Genomic DNA, 13651 nt, shown 5'->3' on the forward strand with positions numbered 1-13651 from the left:
GAGACCTCGGGATGGATTTGAGCGAGCTCAACCAGCTCGATCTCAACAGCGTCGGCGAATGGCCGATCGCGGTCAAGGTGATCGCGATCCTGCTCGCCTGTATCGCCTTGGGCGGTGCGGTCTTCTATTTCGATACACAGGAGCAGTTGGATCGGCTCGAGCGCGCCGAGTCGACGGAGCGGGATTTGCGCGCGTCGTTCGAGACCAAGCAGCGCAAGGCGGCCAATCTCGATGCGTATCGCCAGCAGATCGAGGAGATGAAGGAGTCCTTCGGGGCGATGCTGCGTCAGCTGCCGAATCGAACCGAAGTCGCCTCGCTCCTGGTCGACGTCTCTCAAACCGGACTTGGCGCCGGGCTCGAGTTCGAGCTGTTTCAACCGGGAAGCGAACAGCTGAAGGACTTCTATGCCGAGCTCCCGATCCAGATTCGCGTAACCGGGAGTTATCACGACTTTGGACGCTTCGTCAGCGGGTTGGCATCCTTGCCGCGCATCGTGACCGTCCATGACACCAAGATCAACGATGCCGGCGGGACGACCGGCAGCGGGGCAGCGAAACTGTCGCTGCAGGCCACGGTGAAGACCTATCGCTATCTCGACGAGGACGCCGAAGAGTGAACAGGCGACTGCGCACCGCCTGCATTCGCGGATCGATGGTCTTGGTCGCGTTGCTCCCGGGGGGGTGCGATCGCGGCGGGACGCAGGAGCTGAGGGCCTATGTCGACGAGGTCAAGGCGCGCCCGCCGAAGGCGATCGAGCCTTTGCCCGAGATCCAACCCGTGGATGCCTTCATCTTCGATCCCGACGGGCGCCGGGATCCCTTCGTGATGGACACCCAAACCGCAGCGGCGGCCAGGACGGACGACAGTCTCGCCCCCGACCCGCTTCGACCCAAGGAGGAGCTCGAGAGCTATCCCCTGGATTCACTGCGCATGGTGGGAACGGTCCAGCAGCAAGACACGCGCTGGGCCTTGGTTCAGACGCGCGAAGGCCTGGTCTATCGCGTGCGGGTCGGAAATTATCTCGGAATGAACAACGGGCAGATCGTGGATATCACCGACGACGCTATCCGGGTGACGGAGATCGTCTCCGAGATACCCGGCGACTGGCGCGAACGCTCGGCCACGCTCGCTCTCACCCCGTGACAGGCAGAGGCACGCCGTGATGAACAGCCCCTATCGACCGAGCCCGCGCGGACTCCGCGGCACCCTGCGATGGATGTTCCAGTACGTCGCCCTGCTCGGTATGTCCATGGGCGCGGCAGATGCTGCCGCCGTCGATCTCACCGATGTGGAATTCGCGGCGCAGCCGGGGAATCGCGTCGAGATCCAACTCCTGTTCTCCGGGCCGGTCAATGCACCGCAGACCTTCGACACCGTGTCTCCCGCACGGATCGCGCTGGACTTCGAGGGTGTTGCAAACCGACTCGAGCGCAGATCCGTCCCGATCGGTGTCGGTCCGGTCCACAGCCTGGTCGCTGTGGAGGCGAGCGATCGCGCCCGTGTCGTGATCAATCTGAACGACTCGGTCCCCTATCGCGTGACGACCGAAGGCAATCGCGTGCGCGTGGATATCGACGCCCGGAGCGAGCCGGAAGGGGCCCCGCCCGCGCCGCCCGCACCGACTGTTGCGCGGGCCCAACCCCGGGCGCCCGCTTCGGCACCTTGGGATCGCCCCGCATCCGACGGAGGTGGTGCCCCGGGGCCAAGTGTTCGCGACATCGATTTTCGTCGAGGCCCCGAGGGCGAAGGGCGCGTCCTGATCAGGCTTCCGAATGCGACCACCCGCGTCACCGTGCGGGAGCAGGGAAGCCGTGTCATCGTCGACATCGTCGATGCGGCCTTGCCCCAGCGCCTGTTTCGGCGGCTCGACGTCGTGGACTTCGCAACGCCTGTCGTGGCAATCGAGTCGCGACCGAAAGGACGCAACGTCGAGGTCAACGTCCAGACCGGCAGCGATTTCGAGTACATGGCCTATCAGACCGACGACCTCTTCACCTTGGAGCTGCGCCCTCTGACCTCGGCGGAAAAGGAGCGTCTCGCGCGCGAGAAGGTCGTCTACGACGGCGAGCGGCTTTCGCTGAATTTTCAGGACATCGAGGTGCGTGCGGTCCTCCAGCTGCTCGCCGACTTCACCGATCTGAACCTGGTGGCCAGCGACTCGGTCGGCGGCAACATCACCTTGCGGCTGAAGAATGTCCCCTGGGATCAGGCGCTCGACATCATCCTCAAGACCAAGAATCTGACCAAGCGCCAGGAAGGCAATGTCATCATGATCGGGCCCTTCGACGAGATCGTCGGGCACGAAGAGCGTACCCTGACGGCCGACCAGCGTCTCGAGGAGTTGGCGCCGATCCGCTCGGAGTTCATCCCGGTCAAATTTGCCAAGGCGGCCGAGATCGCGGCCTTCATTCGGGGGGCATCCAGCCTACAGTCGAGTGTCAGCTCCCAATCGGGGCTCGGCGCGACCGGCCGCGATTCGCGCCAGTTCGATCGCACCGTGAGCGAATCCACCAAGGATTCCATTCTGACGCCGGGGCGCGGCAGCGTGACCTTCGACGAGCGCACCAATACCCTTTTGGTCATGGACACCTCCGCGCGCCTAGACCAGATCCGCGAGATCGTCGCCCGGCTGGATATCCCGGTGCGCCAAGTCATGATCGAGTCCCGAGTGGTGATAGCAAACAACGACTTCACACGCGATCTGGGCGTACGCTTCGGTCTCGCAACCTCGATGGGCGCGTTGTACAACAACGAGATGCTCATCGGCGGCGGACTGGAAGGCAACCTGACCGGGCGCGGCGACTATGACGCCGGACCCTTCGGGCTAAATACCGCCGGGGAGCCGAACAACTCGATCATCCTCAACCCGGTCGCAACCGACACGCCTTCGCTACTCGTCAACCTCCCGGCGACGGACCCGTCGGGTGCGGTGAATTTCCTGATCGGCAAGGTCGGCTCCTACCTGCTTCAGCTTGAGCTCTCGGCGATGCAACGCGAGGGACGCGGCGAGGTGATCTCGAGTCCGCGCGTCATCACCTCCGATCAGAAGGAGGCGAGGATCGAGGTGGGCAAAAAGATCCCCTATTCGACCACATCTCAAGACGGCACGAACGTGCAGTTCGAGAACGCCACCTTGAGTCTCACCGTCACACCCGCGATTACGCCCGACGACCGGATCATCATGGACTTGGTCGTCACCAAGGACGAGCCGGATTTCAGCCGTGTCGTCGACGGGACGCCGACCATCAACACCCGCGAGATCGAAACACGGGTCCTGGTCGACAACGGAGAGACCGTGGTCTTGGGCGGCGTCTACGAGCGCACCAAGGTCTTCGCCAAGGAGCAGGTTCCCTGGCTCGGGGACGTCCCGGTCCTGGGACGTCTCTTCAAACAGGAGGCCCGCGAGGACAACAACTCGGAGCTCCTGATCTTCGTGACACCCAAGATCCTCAAGGGCGATCTGGTCGGAAACCAATGAAGCAGCTCAGAGATTCCGAGACCGCCCGTTGTCGTAATCGGCCATCGCTACGACCACGATTGCGACAACAACTATGCAGGGTCCCGACACAGCACGGTCTCGACCCATCTGCCGTGCTTCACGAGCGGCGCCCGACCCCTCGGGCGGCAGCGTCGCACCGCAGCGGGTACGCGATGAAACTCAGAGGGTTGTGCTTGGCCTCCCCTCGGCTCGATCGGGCCGTGATCGAGCGCTCCGGTGCTTGCTCTGCCCTTGAGTCATCTTTCTTACCGCGCGTGTGTCGGGCGCCGTCGCCCTTGCCCGCGCGCCGAAAATCTGGCATACCTTCCCTATGATGCGCGCACAGAACATTTTTATCGTCGGGCCGATGGGTGCCGGCAAGAGTACCGTCGGACGGCAGCTTGCCGAGACGCTGTCCTATACCTTCAAAGACAGCGACCAGGAGATCCAACGCCGCACCGGCGTCGACATCCCGACCATCTTCGAGTTCGAGGGCGAAAGCGGCTTTCGTGCCCGTGAGCGCCAGGTCATCGAGGAACTGGTGGGCGAGGAGCGGATCGTGCTCGCGACCGGCGGCGGGGTCATCTTGTCGGCTGAGAATCGGCAAGACTTGGCGGCGCGCGGCGTCGTGATCTACCTGCATTGCAGCCCGGAGCAGCAGTACGCCCGCACCGCCCGCGACCGGAATCGCCCCTTGTTGGACACCGAGGATCCGCTCGCGAAACTGCGCGAGCTGATGGAGGAGCGTGAGCCGCTCTATCGACAGGTTGCCGACATGGTCGTATCGACCGAAAAACGCGGAACCAGCTCCGTCGTGAAGGAGATCTCTCGGCGCCTGGAGTCCGAAGAGATCTGAACGGCGCCCCGAGGCCATGGCGGCGGACAGGGTTCAGGATGACCCTTGCGGTCGCCCCCGAGGCACCCCTGATTCATTTGCGCCCCGAAGACCCAAACCGTGCCGGCTCCGACAGTTGTCGGAGCCGGCACGGCCAAGCCACTCCAACAAACAACGCATACCGCACCGGGCGCGGTTTAGACAAGAGCATCGCTCACGTCGAGACAGCATGATCGGAGAAAAGCCATGTCCTGGAGCCTTACCGTCGCCCTCGGGGCGCGTGCTTATCCCATTCACATCGGTTCCGGCCTGATCTCGGATCCGGATCTCTATCGGCCGCATCTGCTCGGCTCGCAGGTCATGATCGTGACCAACGAGACGGTTGCGCCTCTGTATCTGGAGTCGGTTCGCTCGGCATTGGAAGGTTATCGCATCGACGAGGTGGTGCTGCCGGACGGCGAGCAGTACAAGACACTCGAGGTCTGGAACCGGATCTTCGATGCCTTGCTCCAGGCGCGTTTCGGACGTGACTGCACACTGGTGGCGCTCGGCGGGGGCGTGGTGGGCGATATGACGGGCTTCGCCGCCGCCTGTTATCAGCGCGGGGTCGGCTTCATCCAGGTGCCGACGACCCTGCTGGCTCAGGTCGACTCCTCGGTCGGGGGCAAGACCGGCATCAATCATCCGGCCGGGAAGAATATGATCGGCGCCTTCCACCAACCCAGGGCGGTGATCGCAGATACTTCGACCCTGGCGACATTGCCGCAGCGCGAGCTCTCCGCCGGCTTGGCCGAGGTTTTAAAATACGGGCTCATCCGCGACGCGACCTTCCTCGCCTGGCTGGAAACGCACATGGCCGAGCTACTCGCGCGCGATGCCGATGCGTTGGCCTACATCATCCGCCGCTCCTGCGAGATCAAGGCGGAGATCGTCGCCGAAGACGAGCTCGAGGCCGGGCAGCGCGCCCTGCTCAATCTCGGGCACACCTTCGGGCATGCCATCGAGACCGCGACCGGTTACGGCACCTGGCTTCATGGCGAAGCGGTCGGGGTCGGCATCTGCATGGCAGCCGATCTCTCCGCCCGCATGGGTTGGCTCAGCGAAGGTGATGTCGAGCGCGTGCGCAGGCTCGTGGCAAGCGCGGGACTCCCCGTCGCCGCCCCGAACGACCTCTGCGCCGATCGCTTCCTCGAGCTCATGGCGGTCGACAAAAAGGTTCAGGATGGTCAGCTGCGCCTTGTTCTGCTGCAACAACCAGGGGATGCGGTGGTGACGGGCGACGTCGATCCGAACCTTCTGCGCGAGACTCTCGACTCGGCAGCTTGTTGAGAGACGGCTCGCTTGCACTGCTTTCGGGCGGGCGGCGTGTCTCGCGCACGACGATGGGGCGTATCCGGGTTGCACGATCGGCATTGCCGAGGTTCGCCGAGTCCGGTGCGGGCTCTCGAGCGGCCGTGAATCCCGCGGTTTCAGCGCGCGGACGCCGAGGAGTGCCGGTTCGCGCGCATCCCTTCGGTGGACTCCTTGATGTCGAGAAATGTGGCACAGCATCTGCTGAGCCGGTATGCTTTGGGGTTTTGCGGTGACCCGGCGACGATCGCACTCTTGACCCGGACGATCGACAAAGACCTCCCCGCTCCAAATTGACGACACGATTGTGATGTCGGGCTCCGGTTGCGACAATCACACACAGGTTTGAAGGTGTAAGCGCGCGCGTCGCGACTACACAATCCCCGGTAACATGCTCCCGTATCAGCGAGGTCAATGATGAGCCTTCGTGCCTATCCGCCCGCACAGGGTCTCTATGACCCGGTCAACGAACGCGACTCCTGCGGAGTCGGGTTCGTCTGCAACATCAAGAACACCAAGAGTCATGCGATCGTCAGGCAGGGTCTCGAGATCCTGAAACGTCTCGCTCACCGAGGCGCAGTCGGCGCGGATCCGAAGGCCGGCGACGGCGCGGGGATCCTGGTGCAGATCCCGGACGCCTTCCTGCGTGCCCGGGTCGGCTTCGACTTGCCGCCGATCGGCGAGTACGGGGTCGGCATGGTCTTCCTGCCCCGCGAGTCGGCGGCGCGTGCTTTGATGCAGGACATCATCGATCGCCACGTCCGCGAGGGCGGACAGCGGGTGCTGGGTTGGCGAGATGTCCCGGTCGACAACAGCGATCTGGGCAAGAGCGTGCTTCCGACCGAACCCCTTGTCCAGCAGGTCTTCATCGCCCGCGGCGAGGGCTGCGTCGATCAGGACGCATTCGAGCGCAAGCTCTTCGTGATCCGCAAGCGCATGGACAACGAGATCCGCGGCGCCGGATACGATCAGACCTCCTACTACACCGCCTCGCTGTCCTCGCGTACGCTCAACTACAAGGGGATGCTGCTTGCCGATCAGGTCGGAAACTACTACCTGGATCTCTCCGACGAGCGTTTCGAATCCGCCATCGCGCTGGTGCATCAACGCTTCTCGACCAATACCTTCCCGACCTGGGATCTGGCACAGCCGTTCCGCATGATCTGCCACAATGGCGAGATCAATACCCTACGCGGCAATGTCAACTGGATGGCCGCGCGCCGACACACCATGCGCTCGGAGATCCTCGGCGACGACCTTGACACCATCTGGCCCCTCATCCCGGAAGGTCAGTCGGATTCCGCATGCTTCGACAACGCGCTCGAGCTGCTGGTGATGGGCGGTTATTCGCTCGCGCACGCGATGATGGTGCTGATCCCCGAAGCCTGGACCGGCAACCGTCTGATGGACGAGAAGCGCCGCGCCTTCTACGAATATCACACGGCCTTGATGGAGCCCTGGGACGGTCCCGCCGCAGTCGCCTTCACCGACGGGCGCCAGATCGGCGCAACGCTGGATCGCAACGGCCTGCGTCCGGCACGCTACCTGGTGACCAAAGACGACATGGTCGTGATGGCTTCCGAAATGGGCGTGCTCGATATCGCCGAGGAACGCATCGTCAAGAAGTGGCGTCTGCAGCCCGGCAAGATGCTCCTCATCGACCTTGAGCAAGGCCGCATTATCGACGATGCCGAGATCAAGACCCAGCTCGCCGAGGCCAAGCCCTACGGCGAATGGCTCAAGAAGACGCAGATCCGACTCGACGAGCTGCCGACGAGTGTCGGACCCATGTCGCCGGACGATGCCACCCTGTTGGATGCCCAACAGGCCTTCGGCTACACGCAAGAAGACATCAAGTTCCTCTTGAGCCCGATGATCCTGACGGGTCAAGAAGCCGTCGGCTCGATGGGTGCCGATAATCCGCCGTCGGTGCTGTCGAGCCGGCCCAAGCACCTCTCGACCTATTTCAAGCAGAACTTTGCGCAGGTCACCAACCCGCCGATCGACCCGATCCGCGAAGAGTTGGTGATGTCGCTGGTGTGCATGATCGGGCCGCGTCCCAACCTGCTGGGGATCAACGAAGCCGGCAAGCACTGGCGCCTCGAGACCCCGCAGCCGGTGCTGACCAATCAAGACCTGGAGCGGATTCGACATATCGAGTACAGCGCCGGGGCGGCGTTTCGGACCCGCACGCTCGACATGGTCTACCCCGCGTCCGAGGGCGCGGAAGGCATGGGCCCGGCCTTGGATCGCCTCTGCGAGCAGGCCGAGCAGGCGGTCTTGGCGGGCTACAACATCCTGATCCTGTCCGACCGCAACACCAATCTGGACCAGATCCCGATCCCGGCACTGCTGGCGACCTCGTCCGTGCATCACCACCTGATCCGACGCGGCCTGCGCACCAGCTCGGGCATCGTCGTCGAGACCGGTGCCGCCTTGGAGGTTCATCACTTCGCGACGCTGGCCGGCTATGGAGCCGAGGCGATCAATCCCTACCTGGCCTTCGACACCATCCAATCGCTCCTGCCCCATCTCGCCGAGCGGCTGACCTTCGAAGAGGCCCAGAAGCGGTATATCAAGGCGGTCGGCAAGGGCCTGCTCAAGGTCATGTCGAAGATGGGCATCTCGATGCTCGAGTCCTATGGCGGGGCACAGATCTTCGACGCGATCGGATTGAACACGCCCTTTATCCAGCGCTACTTCACGGGTACCCAATCGAAGGTGGAAGGGATCGGTTTGAAGGAGGTTGCCGAGGAGGCGGTGCGTTGGCACACGCAGGCTTACGGGCGCGAGCAGATCTACCGCAAACACCTCGACGTCGGCGGGGACTACGCCTATCGTCTGCGCGGCGAAGATCATGTGTGGACCCCCGAGACCATTTCGAAACTGCAGCACGCGACCCGTGCCAAGAGCTTCGAAACCTTCGGCGAATATTCCCGATTGATCAACGACCAGTCCGAGCGACTCCTGACCCTGCGCGGACTCATGGAGCTGAAGTTCATATCCGAGCCGATCCCGATCCAGGAGGTCGAGCCGGCCAGCGCCATCGTGAAGCGCTTCGCGACCGGCGCCATGTCCTTCGGGTCCATCTCGCCCGAGGCGCATTCCACACTCGCCAAGGCGATGAATGCCATCGGCGGAAAGTCCAACACGGGTGAAGGCGGCGAAGAGCCCGAGCGCTTCCAGCCGTTGCCCGACGGATCGCCGAATCCGGAACGCTCGGCCATCAAGCAGGTCGCTTCGGGCCGTTTCGGCGTCACGACCGAGTACTTGGTGAGCGCGGACGACATCCAGATCAAGATCGCACAGGGTGCCAAGCCGGGCGAGGGCGGTCAGCTGCCGGGTCATAAGGTGAGCCCGCAGATCGCCAGGGTGCGTCATTCCACGCCCGGGGTCGGACTCATCTCCCCGCCGCCGCATCACGACATCTACTCGATCGAGGATTTGGCACAGCTCATCCACGATCTGAAGAACGTCAACCCGAAGGCGCGCATCTCGGTCAAGCTGGTCTCCGAGGTCGGCGTAGGAACGGTCGCCGCGGGAGTGTCCAAGGCCCACGCCGACCACGTCACCATTGCCGGTTACGACGGAGGCACGGGCGCGAGTCCGCTGACATCCATCAAGCACGCCGGGTCACCTTGGGAGATCGGCCTGGCCGAGACCCATCAGACCCTCGTCCTCAATCGTCTACGCGGGCGCATCGCTGTTCAGGTCGACGGCGGTATGCGTACCGGACGGGACGTGGTGATCGGGGCATTGCTGGGGGCCGACGAGTTCGGTTTCGCGACCGCACCCTTGATCGTCGAGGGCTGCATCATGATGCGCAAGTGCCACCTCAACACCTGTCCGGTCGGTGTGGCGACCCAGGACCCCGAGCTGCGCAGGCGTTTCACCGGCCAACCCGAGCACGTGATCAACTTCTTCTTCTTCGTGGCCGAAGAGGTCCGTCAGTTGATGGCCAAGCTCGGATTCCGCACGATGAACGAGATGATCGGCCATTCCGAGCGTCTGGAGATGCGCCGCGCGATCTCGCATTGGAAGGCTCGAGGACTCGATTTCTCGCGGTTGCTCGCGCGCCCGGATGTCGGTGCTGACGTGGCGATCTACAACAGCGAGCGCCAGGATCACGGCATCGACAAGGCGCTCGATCACGAGCTGATCCGTCAGGCCGAGCCGGCGCTCGCGCGCCGCGAGCCAGTCCGGATCGAGACCGAGATCAGGAATTACAACCGCTGTTTCGGCGCCATGTTGTCGGGTCGGGTTGCGGAGCGTTTCGGTCATGCCGGCTTACCCGATGACACCATCCATATCAAGGCGAAGGGCACGGGTGGGCAATCCTTCGGCGCCTGGGTGGCCGCGGGCGTCACGATCGAGCTCGAGGGCGAGGCCAACGACTATGTCGGGAAGGGACTTTCGGGCGGACGCCTGATCATCTATCCCCCGGCCGAATCCGCGATCGAGCGTGCCGAGGACAACATCATCGTCGGCAACACTGTGCTTTACGGTGCGATCAGCGGCGAGTGCTTCTTCCGGGGGGTAGCAGGCGAGCGTTTCTGCGTCCGCAACTCCGGGGCCATCGCCGTGGTCGAGGGCGTCGGAGACCATGGCTGCGAGTACATGACGGGCGGTATCGCCGTGGTGCTCGGTCCGACGGGGAGAAATTTCGCGGCCGGGATGTCCGGCGGCGTTGCCTATGTCCTGGACGAAGACGGCACCTTTGCCGACCACTGCAATCTGGCGATGGTCGAGCTCGAGCCGATCGCACGTGAAGACGACATCCTCGAGGCGCTCGAACACCAGGGCGGCGATCTCGAAACGCACGGTCTCGTGGATCTCAGCCAGGATATGAGCCGTTACGATGCCGCCCGACTCAAGCAGCTCGTGGTGAACCATCTGCATTACACCAACTCCGCCGTGGCGCGGCGGATCCTGGATGATTGGGAACGCTATCGAGATCGTTTCGTGAAGGTCATGCCGGTCGATTATCGCTTGGCCCTCGAGACGATGCAGACCCGTCAAAGCCGACCGCCACAGACGATCAAGCAGTCGAAGGGGATTGTGGATCATGGGTAAGCCGACCGGATTCCTTGAGTTCGAGCGACGCGACCGGCGCTATCAACCGGCGGCCGATCGCGTCGTGCATTACAACGAATTCGTGATCCCCTTGGCGGATCGCGAGGTCAGCGAGCAAGGTGCTCGCTGCATGGACTGCGGAATCCCTTACTGTCACCAAGGGTGCCCGGTCAACAACATCATTCCGGACTGGAACGACCTGGTCTATCGAGACGACTGGCAAGCCGCGATCGATGTCCTACACTCGACCAATAATTTTCCGGAATTTACGGGACGCATCTGTCCGGCGCCCTGCGAGGCCGCCTGCACGCTGAATCTGGACGACAACCCGGTGGCCATCAAGACCATCGAGTGCGCGATCGTCGACAAGGCCTGGAAGGAAGGCTGGATCAAGCCGCTGGTTCCGGAGCGGCGCACCGGAAAGCGTGTTGCCGTGGTCGGTTCCGGCCCCGCCGGGCTGGCAACCGCCCAGCAGCTGGCGCGCGCGGGTCACCAGGTTCACCTGTTCGAGAAGGCCGATCGGATCGGCGGGTTGCTGCGCTACGGCATCCCCGATTTCAAGCTGAGCAAATCGCTGATCGACCGACGGATGGCGCAGATGCGCACCGAAGGCGTCGAGTTTCACACCAACGCCCACATCGGAGTGGACATCCCGGTCGCCCGGCTGCGCGAGGAATACGACGCGGTGGTCCTCGCCGGCGGCTCGGAGAAGCCCCGCGACCTGGAGGTTCCGGGACGGGAGTTGTCCGGGATCCATTTCGCGATGGACTTCCTCACGCGCAACAGCAAGCGTGTTCAGGGTTCCTACGTTCCCGAGGACGACTTCATCAGTGCTCACGGCAAGCATGTCGTCGTGATCGGGGGTGGGGATACCGGCTCGGACTGTATCGGAACCTCCAATCGACACGGGGCCAAGTCCGTCACCCAGATCGAGATCCTGGACAAGCCGCCGGAGAAGGAAGACAAGGGATTGACCTGGCCGGAATGGCCCAACCGACTTCGCACATCCAGCTCTCAGGAAGAGGGTTGCGAGCGACTTTGGAACGTCGCATCCAAGGCGTTCGTCGGCGACGAGAACGGCCGGGTCAAGGCGCTGCGTTTCGAGCTGGTGCGCTGGGAGCGCACCGACGGCGGTCGTTGGCAGATGCAGACGGTCCCGGACAGTGTCGGCGAGCTCAAGGCCGATCTGGTCTTGCTGGCCATGGGCTTTGTGCATCCCGTGCATGAAGGCATGATCGCCGAGCTGCGCGAGAGCGCGGGCCTCGAGCTGGACCCGCGCGGCAACATCAAAGGCGCCACGGACGGTCCCGCCGCCTATCACACCACGGTTGACGGCGTCTTCTGCGCCGGCGACATGCGGCGCGGTCAGTCGCTCGTGGTATGGGCCATCCGCGAAGGGCGTGAATGCGCAAGGGCGGTGGACGAGTGGTTGATGGGGCGCTCGGATTTGGCACGTTGACCGGGTCGGGCCGCGTCGAGCGGTGCGTCGGATGTTTCGGCGTGGTCCCTCGGTGTCGAGTCCCGCACGCTGCGTCGCTGACGCGGCAGCGCGGTCTGAAGTAGGATGTAGGGCGACGCTCGCCGGCGTCGCCGGAGTGGCGTTCGAGCCGCTCCGTATCGCGTCACGCAGGTCTCATCGAGTCGAGAGGTCGGGATTAAGAGATGGATCGTCAGCAAGCCGCCCATTTCATGCTCGATTGCCTGCGCAAGATGATGGCCAAAAAGGGCTCGGACCTCTTCATCTCGGCGGGTTTTCCGCCGGCGTGTAAGATCGACGGGCGCATGACGCCCATCAGCGAACAAGCCCTGACCTCCGCCCAGACCAGTGTACTGGTGCGCTCCATCATGAACGACCGCCAGATTCGCGACTTCGACGCGGCGAAGGAGTGCAATTTCGCGATCAATCCGCAGTCCATCGGTCGTTTTCGCGTCAACGCCTTTATCCAGCAAGGTCATTGCGGCGCGGTCCTGCGAACCATCAATGCGACCATCCCGGAGCTCGACGGACTCGCGCTTCCCCCGGTGTTGAAGGACATCGTAATGGGCGAGCGCGGCCTCGTGTTGGTCGTCGGCGGCACGGGGTCCGGGAAGTCGACGTCCCTAGCCGCCATGCTGGGGCATCGCAACGAACACAGCTACGGCCACATCATCACGATCGAGGACCCGGTCGAATACGTTCATCCGCACCGTCACTGTCTCATCACCCAGCGCGAAGTCGGCGTCGATACCGAGAGTTGGGAGATCGCGCTGATGAATACGCTGCGCCAGGCACCCGATGTCATCCTCATCGGCGAGATCCGCAGCCGCGAGACCATGGAGCATGCCATCAACTTCTCCGAGACCGGCCATCTCTGCCTGTCGACGCTCCATGCCAACAACGCCAACCAAGCGCTCGACCGCATCATCAATCTGTTTCCCGAGGAGCGGCGGGCCCAGTTGTTGATGGATCTGTCCCTGAATCTCAAGGCGATCGTGTCGCAGCGTCTATTGCCCTGCACGGACGGCGGACGCATCGCCGCGGTCGAGGTCTTGATCAATTCGCCGTTGATCCAGGATCTGATCTTCAAGGGCGACGTCGGGTCCATCAAGGCGATCATGAAACGCTCACGCGAGCAAGGCATGCAGACCTTCGACATGTCGCTCTTCGATCTCTACGAAGCAGGTAAGATCAGTTACGAGGATGCGCTTCGCAGCGCCGATTCCATGAATGAGCTTCGCTTGGCAATCAAGCTGGAGGGCCATGAAGCCCAAGGCAGGGATCCTTTTGCGGAGACCGACGGCCTGAGCATTCTCGGCGACGGTGACAGCGATTCGTTCGACTCGACCCTATTCAGCGAAACCCTGACGAATTCCACCATGATCGATGGATTGCCTGATCCGGACGGCAGGCGAAAATCGTAGAGACGAATCGCGC

8 protein-coding genes are annotated in these 13651 nt (G+C 63.2%); all 8 read left to right on the plus strand.

Translation table 11 applies throughout. From position 1 onward, the window contains the following. Positions 1-11 precede the first annotated feature (11 nt). The 8 genes from THIMADRAFT_RS12525 to THIMADRAFT_RS12560 all read left to right on the plus strand — a co-directional run bounded on the left by THIMADRAFT_RS12525 (position 12) and on the right by THIMADRAFT_RS12560 (position 13638). Positions 12-617, plus strand: coding sequence for a type IV pilus inner membrane component PilO (locus THIMADRAFT_RS12525; RefSeq protein ID WP_007193414.1), 606 nt, complete (start codon positions 12-14; stop codon positions 615-617). Then, positions 614-1144, plus strand: a complete 531-nt coding sequence (locus tag THIMADRAFT_RS12530; RefSeq protein ID WP_007193415.1) for a pilus assembly protein PilP — start codon at positions 614-616, stop codon at positions 1142-1144. The genes THIMADRAFT_RS12525 and THIMADRAFT_RS12530 overlap by 4 nt, the downstream gene beginning before the upstream one ends. Before the next feature lie 19 nt (positions 1145-1163). Then, on the plus strand, positions 1164-3479 hold the full coding sequence (pilQ, locus tag THIMADRAFT_RS12535) for a type IV pilus secretin PilQ (protein ID WP_007193416.1): 2316 nt from the start codon (positions 1164-1166) through the stop codon (positions 3477-3479). A gap of 331 nt (positions 3480-3810) precedes the next feature. Next, positions 3811-4335, plus strand: coding sequence for a shikimate kinase AroK (aroK, locus tag THIMADRAFT_RS12540; protein WP_007193417.1), 525 nt, complete (start codon positions 3811-3813; stop codon positions 4333-4335). 225 nt (positions 4336-4560) lie between these two features. Then, positions 4561-5643 (plus strand): 3-dehydroquinate synthase, encoded by a 1083-nt coding sequence (gene aroB / locus THIMADRAFT_RS12545; RefSeq protein WP_007193418.1) that lies wholly within the window; start codon positions 4561-4563, stop codon positions 5641-5643. A gap of 438 nt (positions 5644-6081) precedes the next feature. Beyond that, positions 6082-10737, plus strand: coding sequence for a glutamate synthase large subunit (gltB, locus tag THIMADRAFT_RS12550; RefSeq protein ID WP_007193419.1), 4656 nt, complete (start codon positions 6082-6084; stop codon positions 10735-10737). Continuing rightward, positions 10730-12196 (plus strand): glutamate synthase subunit beta, encoded by a 1467-nt coding sequence (locus THIMADRAFT_RS12555; RefSeq protein ID WP_007193420.1) that lies wholly within the window; start codon positions 10730-10732, stop codon positions 12194-12196. The genes gltB and THIMADRAFT_RS12555 overlap by 8 nt, the downstream gene beginning before the upstream one ends. A gap of 203 nt (positions 12197-12399) precedes the next feature. Then, positions 12400-13638 carry a PilT/PilU family type 4a pilus ATPase gene (locus THIMADRAFT_RS12560; RefSeq protein WP_007193421.1) on the plus strand — a complete coding sequence of 413 codons (1239 nt, stop codon included), beginning with the start codon at positions 12400-12402 and terminating at the stop codon, positions 13636-13638. Positions 13639-13651: the final 13 nt, after the last annotated feature.

The sequence above is a fragment of the Thiocapsa marina 5811 genome (assembly GCF_000223985.1).
Taxonomy (GTDB): domain Bacteria; phylum Pseudomonadota; class Gammaproteobacteria; order Chromatiales; family Chromatiaceae; genus Thiocapsa; species Thiocapsa marina.